Annotated in this window: 14 protein-coding genes and 1 riboswitch; of the genes, 3 read left to right on the top strand and 11 right to left on the bottom strand. The window is 46.3% G+C overall.

Translation table 11 applies throughout. The features are described from left to right. Nucleotides 1–19 precede the first annotated feature (19 nt). The 5 genes from BUA14_RS06700 to BUA14_RS06675 all read right to left on the bottom strand — a co-directional run bounded on the left by BUA14_RS06700 (nt 20) and on the right by BUA14_RS06675 (nt 4,264). Nucleotides 20–934 (bottom strand): class I SAM-dependent methyltransferase, encoded by a 915-nt coding sequence (locus BUA14_RS06700; protein ID WP_072771893.1) that lies wholly within the window; start codon nt 932–934, stop codon nt 20–22. 338 nt (nt 935–1,272) lie between these two features. After that, the gene (locus BUA14_RS06695; RefSeq protein ID WP_072771892.1) at nt 1,273–1,875 is read right to left on the bottom strand and encodes a DsbA family oxidoreductase; all 603 of its coding nucleotides are present in this window, start codon (nt 1,873–1,875) and stop codon (nt 1,273–1,275) included. Between the two features lie 235 nt (nt 1,876–2,110). Beyond that, on the bottom strand, nt 2,111–2,446 hold the full coding sequence (locus tag BUA14_RS06685) for a cupin domain-containing protein (RefSeq protein ID WP_072771891.1): 336 nt from the start codon (nt 2,444–2,446) through the stop codon (nt 2,111–2,113). A gap of 136 nt (nt 2,447–2,582) precedes the next feature. Continuing rightward, on the bottom strand, nt 2,583–3,950 hold the full coding sequence (locus BUA14_RS06680; protein ID WP_084078482.1) for a PFL family protein: 1,368 nt from the start codon (nt 3,948–3,950) through the stop codon (nt 2,583–2,585). Nucleotides 3,951–3,961: 11 nt separating this feature from the next. Next, the gene (locus BUA14_RS06675) at nt 3,962–4,264 is read right to left on the bottom strand and encodes an ACT domain-containing protein (protein ID WP_011461681.1); all 303 of its coding nucleotides are present in this window, start codon (nt 4,262–4,264) and stop codon (nt 3,962–3,964) included. A gap of 144 nt (nt 4,265–4,408) precedes the next feature. Continuing rightward, nucleotides 4,409–4,499: riboswitch (glycine riboswitch) on the bottom strand. A 198-nt stretch (nt 4,500–4,697) separates the two neighbouring features. Between BUA14_RS06675 and BUA14_RS06670 the strand changes: the two genes are divergently transcribed. Beyond that, on the top strand, nt 4,698–5,351 hold the full coding sequence (locus BUA14_RS06670) for a flavodoxin family protein (RefSeq protein WP_072771890.1): 654 nt from the start codon (nt 4,698–4,700) through the stop codon (nt 5,349–5,351). Nucleotides 5,352–5,463: 112 nt separating this feature from the next. On the opposite strand, the gene BUA14_RS06665 is transcribed toward BUA14_RS06670, so the two are convergent. From BUA14_RS06665 to BUA14_RS06640, 6 genes are all read right to left on the bottom strand, one after another. Next, nucleotides 5,464–6,078 (bottom strand): hypothetical protein, encoded by a 615-nt coding sequence (locus BUA14_RS06665; RefSeq protein WP_072771889.1) that lies wholly within the window; start codon nt 6,076–6,078, stop codon nt 5,464–5,466. 73 nt (nt 6,079–6,151) lie between these two features. Further along, nucleotides 6,152–6,781: a hypothetical protein gene (locus BUA14_RS06660; RefSeq protein ID WP_072771888.1), complete on the bottom strand. Its 630-nt coding sequence runs from the start codon at nt 6,779–6,781 to the stop codon at nt 6,152–6,154. A gap of 119 nt (nt 6,782–6,900) precedes the next feature. After that, a complete protein-coding gene (locus BUA14_RS28965) occupies nt 6,901–7,404 on the bottom strand; it encodes a methyl-accepting chemotaxis protein (RefSeq protein ID WP_242954599.1) in 504 nt (167 codons plus the stop codon). 856 nt (nt 7,405–8,260) lie between these two features. Beyond that, on the bottom strand, nt 8,261–8,824 hold the full coding sequence (locus BUA14_RS06650; RefSeq protein WP_072771886.1) for a hypothetical protein: 564 nt from the start codon (nt 8,822–8,824) through the stop codon (nt 8,261–8,263). Nucleotides 8,825–8,847: 23 nt separating this feature from the next. Beyond that, nucleotides 8,848–9,507: a permease prefix domain 1-containing protein gene (locus tag BUA14_RS06645; RefSeq protein ID WP_072771885.1), complete on the bottom strand. Its 660-nt coding sequence runs from the start codon at nt 9,505–9,507 to the stop codon at nt 8,848–8,850. Beyond that, entirely contained in the window at nt 9,494–9,865 is a 372-nt protein-coding gene (locus BUA14_RS06640) for a PadR family transcriptional regulator (protein ID WP_072771884.1), read from the bottom strand. The genes BUA14_RS06645 and BUA14_RS06640 overlap by 14 nt, the downstream gene beginning before the upstream one ends. A gap of 195 nt (nt 9,866–10,060) precedes the next feature. Here BUA14_RS06640 and BUA14_RS06635 point away from each other — a divergent pair, with 195 nt between their 5' ends. Beyond that, nucleotides 10,061–10,663, top strand: a complete 603-nt coding sequence (locus tag BUA14_RS06635; RefSeq protein WP_242954598.1) for a TetR/AcrR family transcriptional regulator — start codon at nt 10,061–10,063, stop codon at nt 10,661–10,663. A gap of 12 nt (nt 10,664–10,675) precedes the next feature. Next, nucleotides 10,676–13,351, top strand: coding sequence for a phosphoenolpyruvate synthase (locus BUA14_RS06630; protein WP_072771882.1), 2,676 nt, complete (start codon nt 10,676–10,678; stop codon nt 13,349–13,351). Nucleotides 13,352–13,355 lie beyond the last annotated feature (4 nt).

Genomic DNA, 13,355 nt, shown 5'->3' with positions numbered 1-13,355 from the left:
TTCGAGCTGATAATTATGCTTATTTTCTTACCGCAAGGCAATAATTTACATTGTCAAATGCCGTCATCGGATGCAAAGGGTTGGCCTGATTGTAGGCTTCAAAATATTGTCGTGTCACTTCCCCAGGTGTTAGATGCTCATATATCAAGAACCCATGGGAGGAAAATATATTTTCCATATCTTCATAAGAATAGCCGGCAAGCATTTTTTCATTGGCCGTCGCTGCCAACATCGCTTGTTTTTTTGCCCGTTCTCCCCCTTTGTCGGTGTAGCTGTTTTCATCAGGATAGTCAAATACAATAGAACTACCCACAGGTAAAAGCGCACTGAGCGCAGAAATCAGATCTACAAATGTTTGAACCGAAAGATAATAGGCAACTCCCAAAATGCTGCAAAAGCTGATTTGGTTTTTATTAAATTTAATGTTTTGAGTCAAGGCCGTCTGCCATTCTTGTTTCATAAAATCAGCCCCAATATATTGGACATTATCGGGTATTGTTATCCTGGAATTCTCCAGTTTCGCCCTTTTATCCTTTGCTGTCGCTGGGTGGTCAATCTCAAAAATTTGTATTCCCTTTGCCCAAGCAGGCTGGCGATAGGCAAAGCTGTCATACCCTGCACCCAAAATCAAATACTGTCTTGCGCCGCTCGACACAGCAGCTTGAAGTGCTTTTTCTGTAAATGCCGCTCTGCCAAGGGGTGAAGGGGATAGTTGATTATCCACTACCCATCTTAGAGCCTCATCCGGTGTCCCTTTAAAGGACGGATTAAAAAAACCAATACCTTCTGCCATATTCTTTGATATTTGTCCGTATTCTTCTTCGCTTAAGAATAGCCTTGCCATACTGTCATCAAAAATTTTCACTTCATTGTTCACTGCATGGTATGCCCTGGAAAATGTGCTAACCAGTGCCGTTACACTTTTCTGTTCCATTTTAATCACCTCATATACTTAATACACCTAAAGCCAGTTAAGTACAAGGCTTGAAATTTTTCTCATTTTATGGTATATTAAGTACAAGAAATCAAAGAAATTCACATTTCTGTCACATATATTGTGGCAGATTTTTTGTTTTTTACACAGGGAACAAAATGTCTAAGCTTTCTTTGATTTGCCTTATCACAGGAACCCCTCCCCTAAAATGAAAAAGACTCGCACCGACGAATTCCAGATAGTAATGTATGATACCAATTTTTCTCATACATAAGAAAAGACATACCTTCCTCTTGTAGAGAAGGTATGTCCCATCCTCATATCGCTTAGTGACAACTTTACCGGGCAATATGCTTTTCAAAGAACTCCGTCAGCTGCTGTCGCAACACGCCGGCTCCATACACAGCGTTCAAGCGGGCATCACCCAGCCGAAAAGAGGGTACGGAATCCAGAGCATTTTCCTGCCAAGCATATTGATTTAATGCCAGCTGTTTTTCCCTGTATGTTCCCGAAACCAACGCCTGACGGAACGCATCCACATCACCTCCGGCCAAAGCGGCACAATCGCTAAGCACATCTATGTTTTCAATATCTTTGCCATCGCGGAACACGGCGGAATATACTGCCTCATTGTAACGTATAATATCTGCCCCTTGCCCGTCCAGGAACAACAATCCCTGAATTGCCAGACTGGTGTAATTGCCGGGTTCAAAGGGGCGATGAATGGACAAGTCTGCTTGCTTTAGGCGAGGCCTCAGTTCAATGAGCCACAGGGAAGCTTCGTCCCAGTCCGACATCCGGGGTTCTGTCTGCGGATTGATTTCACATGGACGCCACTGTATTGTAAGCTCGGGATACTCTGGCAGAATTTGTTTCAGTTCATGGAAAGCTAAATAGCAGTAGGGACAAGTGTAATCAAAAAATACTTCCAGTTGCATCATGAAGTTCCTCCTGAATTTAAATTTACTTGTAGTTACAATCCTCTTACGATATAGACTTGCAGATGCCAATAGTCAATAGGTGGAGCCAGGACCACCACATCCGCAGCCATATATACAGGATATATTTTATCCATATCTTCCTTTTGCACACATGGGCTTCCGGGGCTTTGGAAACTTTTCCAGGACGAAACAGCAGAGACAGACCCCCGCGTCTGCCTCATCAAAAATACTGTTCCTAGTGCTTAATCACCGTCAAAAGCATTTTAAACCGTTTCCTGGCTTCCAAACCATGGGGAACATCAGAGGGCATGATCAGGGTCTCTCCCTCTTTCACGATCAGGACTTTATCTCCGATGGTGATTTCCGCTTCACCATCCAGAATTTGCACCATGGCATCTCCCGAAGTGGTATGAGTGCTGATGCCCTCTCCCTCATCCAGGGAAAATAAGGTAATGCTGACGATAGGAGTCTGAGCAAGGGTGCGGCTGATCACTTGTCCCTGTTGGTAAGTAATCAGCTCATTCAGGTCAAGAACTTGGGAAAACTCAATATTTTTCATAATTTGTGCCATGATAAAATCCCCCTTTTTCCTGCAGGCCATTTGCTTATGATTCAATCATTTGCTTATGACTTATTCTAACCTGAATTGCTCTAAAAAAATGTGATTGGAATCACCTTCCATTTTCCTTTTTCAGCAAAGGCCAATTTTAGTTGGATAGACTGGTTATGGGAGCAGGAATTCTGCCGCCCCGCCGGATAAATTCACGGGAAGAGAAGGGGTTCAGTTTAATCACCGGGGCGCTGCCCAGCAGTCCGCCGAACTCAACCCGCTCCCCCACCTTTTTGCCGATGGCCGGTATCACCCGCACAGCGGTTGTCTTCTTATTGATCATGCCGATAGCGGCTTCGTCGGCGATAATTCCGGCGATGGTTTCCGGCTCCACATCTCCGGGGATCGCGATCATGTCCAGCCCTACCGAGCAGACACAGGTCATGGCCTCCAGCTTCTCGATGCTCAGGGCGCCGACTTCCACAGCTTCGATCATGCCCGCATCTTCGGAGACAGGGATAAAGGCTCCACTTAAACCGCCCACATGGGAGGATGCCATAGCTCCTCCTTTTTTCACCGCATCATTAAGCAGGGCTAAAGCAGCCGTGGTCCCATGAGCACCGCAGCGTTCCAGACCCATGTTCTCAAGAATTTCCGCCACACTATCTCCCACAGCCGGAGTCGGGGCCAAGGAAAGATCCACAATGCCAAAGGGAACCTGCAAGGCCTGGGAAGCTTCTCTGCCAATCAATTCACCCATACGGGTAATCTTAAAGGAAGTTCGTTTAATGAGGTTGGCCAGTTCTCCCAAATCTGCCTGGGGGCTTTTCTTGACGGCATGAGCAACAACGCCGGGACCGCTGACCCCTACGTTGATCACCGCTTCCGGCTCTCCCACTCCGTGAAAGGCACCGGCCATGAAGGGATTATCCTCAGGTGCGTTGCAGAAGACCACGAGTTTGGCAGCAGCGATACCATCCTGAGCCGCTGTCCGCCGGGCGCTGTCCAGGATGACTTCCCCCATCTTCAGCACAGCATCCATATTGATACCCGATTTGGTGGAACCGATATTCACCGAGGAGCAGACAAACTCTGTCTCCGCCAAGGCCTGGGGAATCGCTTCGATCAAGGAGCTGTCCCCCTTGGTTAAGCCTTTTTGAACGAGGGCGGAAAAACCTCCCAGGAAGTTAATCCCCACCGTCTTGGCCGCTCTGTCTAAGGCTTTGGCCAGGCGGACCATTTCTTCGGGATTAAAGTTGGAACCCAAGAGGGCCACCGGAGTTACCGAGACTCTTTTATTGACAATAGGAATGCCGTAACGAGCAGCTAAGCCTTCCCCCACACTGACTAAATGCTCAGCCTGGCGGGTAATTTTATCGTAGATTTTTTGTTCCACCTGTTGTACATCATCTCCGGCACAGTCCAGCAGACTTATGCCCATCGTGATGGTACGGATGTCTAAATTCTCATTTTCCACCATTGCAATGGTTTGCAGTATTTCATGAGGAGCCAGATGCATTTTCACAGTAATTCCCCCTATACCCGATGCATAAATTCAAAAATATCTTCATGCTGAACATTGACCTTCAAGCCCCGGGCTTCTCCCTCGCTTTGCAATTGCTTGGTGAGCTCGGTTAAGGAGGAGGCCGTGGATTGAGTAACATCCACGATCATAATCATTGTGAAAAAACCCTGGAGAATGGTTTGACTAAGATCCAGAACATTGATGGATTTTTCCGCCAAGCGCCCGGTCAGCCAGGCGATAATTCCTATTTGATCCTTGCCTAAGATAGAAATAATCACGCGGTTGGACGTATCACGGGTTGGTTCTAGGCTCATGCTCTTTACCCCTTTTCTTTTTTGTTTCTCTTCGCTTTTTCTACCAATAAAAAAGAGCCAAATCCTAAATTTGACTCTGGTACACAAGAGCATTTGCGAACCCGCTTATCGGCAGTAATAGTATGCCTTAAGCATCATTCACAAACTATGCGCTCTGTCCTTTTGCCTGAGAGATTGAACAGCTTTGCTGCCTTGCCCCTTCGGCGTCCTTGCGGAACTCTCCAGAGTTCTGTCCGTTTTCAGTTCATCATGGTTAGCCTACCCTGTTCTCCTGAAAACCTCATCCAGTTATTCACTTCTTTTCAGTATTATAAACATCCTTGCCCATAATTGCAAACCTTTGTTTTTAAGACTCTCCCTAATATAATAGAAGTGAAAGCAAATCACTGCTCAATGAAGCAAACACATTAACATAAGGAGTTGAGGTATTACTATGAAGGTTATTGCTGTTAATGGCAGCCCCCGCAAGCAATGGAACACGGCTACATTATTGCATAAAGCTCTTGAAGGAGCGCAATCCGTAGGTGCCGAAACAGACATGGTTCATCTTTATGAGCTGAATTATAAAGGATGCATCAGCTGCTTTGGGTGCAAACGCAAGAACTCCAGCCCCATTGGGCATTGTGTCCTCAAAGATGAGCTGACCCCACTTTTGGAAGAGGTGCTGAAGTGCGATGTCCTGCTGCTGGGTTCGCCCATCTACTTTGGCAATGTCACTGGAGAAATGCGCTCCTTTCTGGAGCGGCTGTTTTTCTCCCTTCTTTCCTATAATGAAGGTCAGCGTACTGTTTTCCCAAGAAAAGTGGCCTCAGGTTTTATCTACACTATGAATGTTCCTGAGGATTTCCTGCCTCAGCTTGGCTACGAAGCGGTTTTTAAAGCCAATGCCCGCAGCCTCGAACTCCTTAATGGACCTTCCGAATATCTCCTGGCCGCAGATACCTATCAGTTTGACAATTACGCCAACTATGAAGCCTCCCAATTTAATGAGCGGCATAAAGCCCAGGTGCGCCAAGAGCGATTCCCTCAGGATTGCCGGCAAGCCTTTGACCTGGGAGCCCGGCTGTCTGGGCGTGATGCCGAATAGATCGTGAAAACTCTCTCTCCCGCCTATTTATAATATATTATAGTTTGGCGGGATTGGTTTCTAAACAAAACCCCATCCAAATTGCGGATGGGGTTTTGCCTGTTAATCGCCTTTAGTCCAAATATTGAGATTGGGTCAGCCTGATCAGCTCCACTTTAGAATCCGGCTTCACATTCGCATTGACCAATTGGTTATCTTCCCGATTATAGTCAAAGATCATGAGCTGACCATCCTCCAGCAGATAGAAGCCCTCCAAAGGTCCCTCACCATGCCTGCTTTCGAAGGGTTTGTATTTGTCAGCATACACATCCTTAATCTTTTCAGCGGTATCTCCTACCTTGGCACCGAGGTTGGTGGTGAAGTCCGCGGCAATGGCGTCAATCTCCAGCACTTTACCGGAATCTTTTCCGACAATGAGCCTGATGCCTTGCTTATACTCTCTGCTGTACCAGGCTTCAGGGAAATGCCCAGGCTCATCATAGAAAGTTTCTTGATAGTCCTTGCCTAAGATTTTCTCTGCCTGGCTAAAGGGATCGCCCAGATGTATGTTTCCCAGACTGGCATCTTCTTTCGGCTGACCTTGGTCCCCGACCGGCAAATCCGTCCCTACTTGTTGTCCTGGTTTATCCAGATCAGCATTTTGATCCTGGGGTGTCTGGGGCGCCTTGGCCGCACACCCCGCCAGTAAAAGTACTGAAGCCAAAACAATCAGGAATCGCTTAAACACTGTGCATCACCTCGGTAGTTCTTCTTAACAGAGAGTATCTCCATCCTCATTTCTTTTACTCTTTTCACTATGATTATTTTTTGCTCCGGGAAAGGGTGCGCTTGACTCCAAAAGCTCCTGCTCCCAGGACCACCACAGCACCTAATCCATAAAGAATGGCGTCGGAACCTTCTTCTTGGGCCCCGTCTCTTGCAGCAGAAGCATCCTTAGCCTGTGCCGCATTTCCTGCCTCCGCACCGGAAACAGCAAGAGGATCTACAGCCGGCTCGGCTCCGCCTGCAGCTGCAGCTAAAGGCGAGGCGAATTCTCCTTCAACCACTTTAACCTTTTCTTTGCCGAACAGGCCATACAGATATTGAGCATGTTCTTCGCTGTAAGGCTGGATGCCGATCTCCACATGATCACTCATAAGACCGGTATGGGTAACGGCAAACCCCTTGTCCCCAAACTCCCCCCGATGTTCCTCAAAGACAAATTGATAGATCACTTTATTCAGTTCCTGGAGGGCCGGATCAACCCCTTGCCCAGGTTCGGCAGGGCTTACCACCGGATCATTGGGTTCAACCGTCATGCTCGTCAAGGCAGGCCGGGTATCCGGAGCCTGTTCCACAGCTCTATCTTCGTTTGCCTGCACTGATCCGGAAGCGGCCAGTGTCAAGCACATTCCCAAAACCAAAGTCGTCGCAATTTTAAATTTAAACATAAAATCCCCTCCCATTCCAATACCGCGAAGCATCATATTCTGCTGCATCTGGTATATAAGACGAGAGGGGATGTTTGTTTCTGACGATTTTTCTCATCCATTTCCTGGATTTCAAATCATTAAAAACTAAAGGCTATAAACTCATTGGTCAGTTGTTCACTGATCTTTGTAACGCGATTCAAGGCTTCCGATATGGATTTTGCCTCCGTTTGATTGATTGTGGAGCTATTGAGTATTTTATTAATGATCTCATCCATGTCCTTAATTTCTCCGGCTAAGAAGTGGAGCAAAGGAACAGTGCGATGATTGGTTTGTTTTATATTGGCAACCAGCTGCTGGATAAATTGGATGGATTGCTTGCTTCTTTCCGCCAATTTTCTTACTTCATCGGCGACCACAGCGAAGCCTCTCCCCGCTTCTCCGGCACGGGCTGCTTCAATAGCTGCATTAAGAGCCAGCAGATTGGTTTGATCCGATATTTGTTTGATGGTATTAATCAGCTCATCAATCTTCTGGGTATTGGTGTTGAGATCATTGGTAACTTCAATGGTTTCATCGATCCGCTCCACTTGCTTCTGGATGCGGTCGTGGGCTTCATGGATACTTGAATTCGTATCCTGCATAAAGTTCACGATACCTTCCATCGAACTCATAACTTCCTGAATATGAGCATTTAAGTCAAAGCTGATACCCTGGGTATTGGACAGTATCTGATTAAAATTAAATTCGACAATCTTTTCGGTCAGATGCAGTATATCATCAGGTTTAATAGCCCGATTAAATCCGATAATAGATACCTTATGCTTATCAACGTATTGCCCGTATTGAGTCCAGAGAACTCCCTTAGCCTCTACATAGCCCTGCATGCCCACGATGTAATCAGCTTGCTGCAATATTTCCTTAGCCTGATCATTGGTCATCTCAGTAAATGCAAAAAGACTATAATTTACATGATTGACCTCATGCTCGTGAAGGTATTGCTCGATGGCTTTGGCCTGGGAACCGTTATTGTTAAAGATCACCACATTGGCTCCTGGGGAAATGCGGGCAACTCTTATGTAGAAAAGGTCTTCGGGAACGAGCTCCAGAGGGAATATCCGTTGTCTGGCCACATATTTAGAGGCTTCCTCCACCCTTGTAGGAAGCACAATATAAAGGTCGTCATTTAAATTGGCCGGAAGCTCTTTGATATAGTATTTATTTCTCATTTGGACTTTATGACCAAAGTATAGAGATGTGACCCGATATAATTCATCAGCGACGGCTTGGGAACTCCCGATAGTAGATATATTCATTAACCGATTATTCATTTTCCACCCCCATCATGTGAAAGTTACTACAATGACTAATGTATACACAATTTTGACATTTCTCAGCAAAAGTCCTCTATTCTTTCAATATGATTTTTTAATGCTAACGATTAAAATAAATGGGGTCACACCTTCCACGTAAAAAGGGGCTGCTGCTCAATGAAATAGTTCATTTCGCAACACACCCCCGATTCGTGTTCCCTAAAGATGCTGCCCCATATTGCCAAGTAAATCCCTGATAAATTTCTTCTTTACCTTCGATATGATACAAGTCCATGGGTTTAATCAGTTCCGGTGGAAACGGATTTTGCAATAAATTGATCTTCATGAGCAGTTCAGAAACAAATTGAGAACAGAAGTAGTGATTTTCTCTGCGCATAGGGATTCTCATGGCGGCGGTAAACAGCCCCAGGAAATTGTATCTTAAGAATTGATCAGCGGCTATAAACCGAGACAGTTCATTGATCAACATCGCATGTTGAATTTCATTGATTTTTATCCGGTAAACAATACATTCACAATTGCTCTTTTTTAAAAAAACACCCTTATTAAAATTTTCTCTAATAAAGCCGGCCGAAAATGGATTGTTGGGCGTAACCCGCCCAAAGGAATACATGGTTTTCAAATCATGGTCCAGGCTGATGGATGTATGGACATATTTTTCCCCAGTAAAAAGAGTCAGTACCCTGGAAAGCCATGTGCCTGTTTTCGAAAACACAAGATAAACATACAAGGTTGGAAACACCTCCGTAGTTACTATCTTTTACGGCGATCCGGTCCGGTCAAAATCAAAAACAGGAACACGCCAAAGCCGACGAGAAAAAATACCATCAGTGAAGCTATGGCAATAAACATTTCCCCTGTCGCAAATCCGGCAACTGCAGCTGAAAACATACCAAAGAGCAGCAGTCCCACCGACAAAGCATAAAGCCCTGCTCTTATCTTATTCATAGCATACTTTTGGCGGGTTTCTCTGGTCAATAGGCTGTAAGTCAGCAGGGCACCGCCGGCAACGATAAATATTCCTGACCCTGATATACTAACAGCATCCAGCTTCATGAAGTATAACATAGCGACATTAAAAAATCCAAACAAAATTATCAGCGCCCCTGCTATAGTTCCCGCGAGAGAAATTCTTGCCGTCATGGTGGAATAAACGGCTTGCTTTGCTTTATCCTGGCCGATCTGCCTCATCTCCGCCACCAAACCGCTCAAGTCCCCTAAGGACACGATAGCTTCCTTAAACGCCTGGTCTTCACTTATCCCTTTATTTTTATAGTCTAAGGTTTTCTCATTCAGATTGGTCGTTATTTCTTCCTTTAAATCAAAGAGCTGCTGGCTTGCCCCCACTCCGGCGAATAAAGCGTCGATATAGGCTGAGATTTTATGCTCCAACTCATGTTCAATCTTTCTCATAGCCACCAATTCCTCCCTGATCTATCCTATTAAGAACCAACTTATCCAATATCTTTTTCGCCAGGTACCAATCCTTGATATTTTTCTCGTAAGTTTCCAAACCTTTATCTGTAATCCGGTAATATTTTCTTCTTCCGCCATAGGTTTCGTCTCCCCAATAGGAAGCTATACACCCTTCTTGTTCCATGCGCCGGAAAGCTGTATAGAGAGTCGCCTCTTTCAGTTCATATTGATGGCCGCTGAGCTCAATAATCGTCTTATAGATCCCATAGCCATAACTATCCCCTTGGCGCAAAACATTTAAAATAACGGTATCCGTATGCCCACGAATAAGATCGGTAGAAATTATTGCTGCCATAGATTCTCACCTCTCGATATATAACGTATCACATATTGCTATGTGTGTCAAAGTAATATGACACACAATAATTTTCCACTTAATTTTTTTGCACTATTTTTGTTGTTAATATTTATATACGGTAGTATAATTTTAGTCATTAGAATAAAAATATACTACCGTATACTATTTTCAGGAAGGTTTGACAGAGACGTGATGAACAGAAGAGAGCGCAAAAAAGAAAAAACCAAATCAAGCATCATCCACTGTGCCCTGGAACTATTCAGGGCGAAAGGCTTCCCGGAAACTTCTATGGAAGAAATCGCCGCAAAAGCCGATATTTCCAAGGGCACATTGTACAACTACTTTGAAAATAAGGAGTCTATACTCAGTGCCTATGTTCAAGCCGCGATCATGGATTTCGGTGAGGAGATGGAGGCTCAACTCCAGGAGCACAAAGGAATCGCAGCGCAACTTCGGCTCTTGTTGGATTTCAGACATGATTTTTTCGGCAAAGATCCGGAGCTGACAGCCATTTACCTGAGTTTCAGGATGCAAACCCTTTTTAATATTCCCACAGCCAATCCCTTCAATCATCCCCACCGCAGTGGGTTAGAGAAGGTCATTCTCAACATGATTGCCGAAGCTCAGAAAAACGGGGAAGTGAGAAAGGACATCCCTACTCTGGTCTTGGCCAGAAATTTTCAGCTTATCACCGTAAATTATTTCATCTCCTGCCAGTTTCTTCAGGAACCTGCAGAGCTGGTGCAATTGCGGGAGCAGCTCATTGAAGTGCTTCTAAGTGGTGCTAAAGCGTAAGGAGGTCACATTATGGCAAAGCATTATACTTTATTCTTTAATGATATTGATCAAAAGGACTTGCCTCTCGTTGGCGGAAAAGGAGCAAACCTTGGGGAAATGACCAAAGCAGGCTTTCCTGTACCCGATGGATTTTGCGTAACCACCACAAGCTACCAGGAGTTCCTTAACATCAATAATCTCCATGAATATATAGCTGAAACCATTAAAGACGCCGACTTAGATACGATTAAGCCCATTGGCTCAGCCATTCGGGAAAGACTCAGGATGGCGGAGATTCCCCAGTCTGTCAAGGAAGCCGTTCTCCAGGCTCTGCAAAAATCAGGAACACAGCATTACTATGCCATCCGCTCCAGCGCCACCGCTGAGGATTTGGCTTTCGCTTCCTTTGCCGGTCAACAGGATACTTATCTGAATATCAAGGGTGAAGAAGAAGTTCTGGATGCTCTTCGCAATTGCTGGGCTTCGCTTTTTACGGATCGAGCCATCCTTTATCGTATGCAAAACGGCATTGACCAGGAAAAGGTCTATATGTCCGTGGTCATTCAAAGGATGATCTTCCCTGAAGTATCCGGAATCATGTTTACTGCCGACCCGGTGTCCGGACACCGGGGCCTTATCTCCATCGATGCCGGCTATGGCCTGGGGGAAGCTCTTGTCTCCGGACTTGTCTCACCGGATATCTATACTTTTAATAAAGCATCAGGCCAAATTCAGAGCAAATCCATCGCCGAGAAAAAGCTGGCTATCCTGCCCGTCCCGGGCGGCGGAACTGAAAAAGTGGCGATCACAGGGGAAAAAGCCACCCGCCAGGTTCTTGATGATACCCTGATTCAAGACTTGGCCGCACTTGGCAAAACTATCGAACAGCACTACGGCTGTCCCCAGGACATCGAGTGGTGCCTGAGTTCCGGGCTTTCTTCCCATGGTTCGCCGACTCTGAGCATCCTGCAGAGCCGGGCCATCACTTCCCTCTATCCTCTCCCCGCCCCCCTCCCTCAAGACAATGCCTTGCATGTCTATATTTCCTTAAATCATATTCAGGTTATGACCGATCCTATTTCCCCTCTCGGCATTGATATGCTGCGGCTGATGCTTCCCTTTGACAAAGGCGCCCGCAGTGCTGAAGAGTATCAGCGGGTCAAAGAGGCGGCCGGCAGGGTTTATATCGATATCAGTGAAATCCTGGCTCTTAAAACCGCCCGCAAAGTCTTCCCTCTCTTCTTTAAAAATGTGGACGCTCTGGCTGCCGAGGCCATGGCTGAATTGATCAACCGGCCCGGCTTTACCGACCGTATCAAAAAGAATGAAGAGACTGCCAGAGCGTTTAAACACTTTTTTAAACCTATTGTCCTTAAGGCTATCCAAAACATTCTTTTCAAAAAACCCGAGGGCGCCATCCAATCTGTCAATGAGTATATAGAACATCGGGTCAGGGATGCTGAAAAAGCTATAGAGCAAGCCAAACCGGGCACCGACCGGCTGGAGGCGATCAGGAGAACGGCAGATTTTACAGCCGATTTCAGAAATCTCTTGCCCAGGCTGATGCCGGCCATCGCCAGCTTCAAGGCTCTGGAGCATTGGGAGGAAAAACTGCTGGGAAGCCGGAACTACACCAATGTCCTTGTCACCGGACTGGAAGGGAATATCACTACGGAAATGGGCCTGCTCATAGGCGATTTGGCTGATCAGGTGCGCCGCTCTCCTGATTTAATTCATGAGTTTGAAAGTGAAGATTACGGCACCTTGTTCACTCGTATCCATAACCTCCCCGGGCACGAAGCCTTCAAGGAGTCTTTTCACTCTTTTATGATCAAATACGATATGCGGGCCGCCGGTGAGATCGATATGGCTAAGGACCGCTGGAGCGAGCATCCCGAGTCTTTAGTCAAATCCATTCTGGCCATCGTCCATTCCGCTCCAGAAGGCATTCACCGCCAGGAATACCAGCTTACCAAGGAAAAAGCCCTGCAGGCGGCGAACGAGCTGATTAAGGAGGTTGAACGTAAGCATGGTAAGTTGAAAACAAAAATTATGCGCAGGCTGATCAGGATAGCCCGCAACTACCTGCCTGTCCGTGAACATCCTAAATATTTAATCATGAAGCTGATCCTGCTTTGTAAGCGGGCCTTTTTAGCCGAAGCCAAACACCTGGCAGAAAAAGGTCTGCTGACAACCGAAAAAGATATTTTCTATGTGAGCTTTTGGGAACTCTATCAAGCCATACAGGATAACCGCAGTCTCATTGAGCTGGTGGAGAACAGGAAAGAAGAGTACCGCCACTTTAAGAAGCTCGGTGCCCCCCGCCTTTTAACCAGCGATGGTGAGGAGCCTAAGGCCAGCTACCAAAGAAAAGATCTCCCCGCAGGCTCCTTGATCGGCATGCCTGTGTCCTCGGGAATGATTGAGGGCATCGCCAGGGTAGTCACCGACCCTGCTGAAGCCTCTGTAAACAAAGGGGAGATCTTAGTCGCTCCCTTTACAGACCCCGGCTGGACTCCACTGTTTATCAACGCCTCCGGCCTGGTCATGGAAGTCGGCGGCCTGCTCACCCACGGAACCGTGGTGGCCAGAGAGTATGGCATCCCCGCTGTGGTGGGAATAGCGGATGCCACTAAAAAAATCAAAACAGGCCAGAAGATCCGCGTGGAGGGTAATGCGGGCTATGTCTTGATCCTTGAAGAATAGGAGG

Source organism: Desulfitobacterium chlororespirans DSM 11544 (genome assembly GCF_900143285.1).
Taxonomy (GTDB): domain Bacteria; phylum Bacillota; class Desulfitobacteriia; order Desulfitobacteriales; family Desulfitobacteriaceae; genus Desulfitobacterium; species Desulfitobacterium chlororespirans.
Note: the sequence above shows the minus strand (reverse complement) of the source record. Positions and strands in the feature narration are given on the sequence as shown.

Coding starts and splice junctions, on each gene's coding strand:
- BUA14_RS06700 (WP_072771893.1), bottom strand. CDS start 934: ATGGAACAGAAAAGTGTAACGGCACTGGTTAGCACATTTTCCAGGGCA.
- BUA14_RS06695 (WP_072771892.1), bottom strand. CDS start 1,875: ATGATGCAACTGGAAGTATTTTTTGATTACACTTGTCCCTACTGCTAT.
- BUA14_RS06685 (WP_072771891.1), bottom strand. CDS start 2,446: ATGGCACAAATTATGAAAAATATTGAGTTTTCCCAAGTTCTTGACCTG.
- BUA14_RS06675 (WP_011461681.1), bottom strand. CDS start 4,264: ATGAGCCTAGAACCAACCCGTGATACGTCCAACCGCGTGATTATTTCT.
- BUA14_RS06670 (WP_072771890.1), top strand. CDS start 4,698: ATGAAGGTTATTGCTGTTAATGGCAGCCCCCGCAAGCAATGGAACACG.
- BUA14_RS06660 (WP_072771888.1), bottom strand. CDS start 6,781: ATGTTTAAATTTAAAATTGCGACGACTTTGGTTTTGGGAATGTGCTTG.
- BUA14_RS28965 (WP_242954599.1), bottom strand. CDS start 7,404: ATGCAGGATACGAATTCAAGTATCCATGAAGCCCACGACCGCATCCAG.
- BUA14_RS06645 (WP_072771885.1), bottom strand. CDS start 9,507: ATGAGAAAGATTGAACATGAGTTGGAGCATAAAATCTCAGCCTATATC.
- BUA14_RS06640 (WP_072771884.1), bottom strand. CDS start 9,865: ATGGCAGCAATAATTTCTACCGATCTTATTCGTGGGCATACGGATACC.
- BUA14_RS06635 (WP_242954598.1), top strand. CDS start 10,061: ATGAACAGAAGAGAGCGCAAAAAAGAAAAAACCAAATCAAGCATCATC.
- BUA14_RS06630 (WP_072771882.1), top strand. CDS start 10,676: ATGGCAAAGCATTATACTTTATTCTTTAATGATATTGATCAAAAGGAC.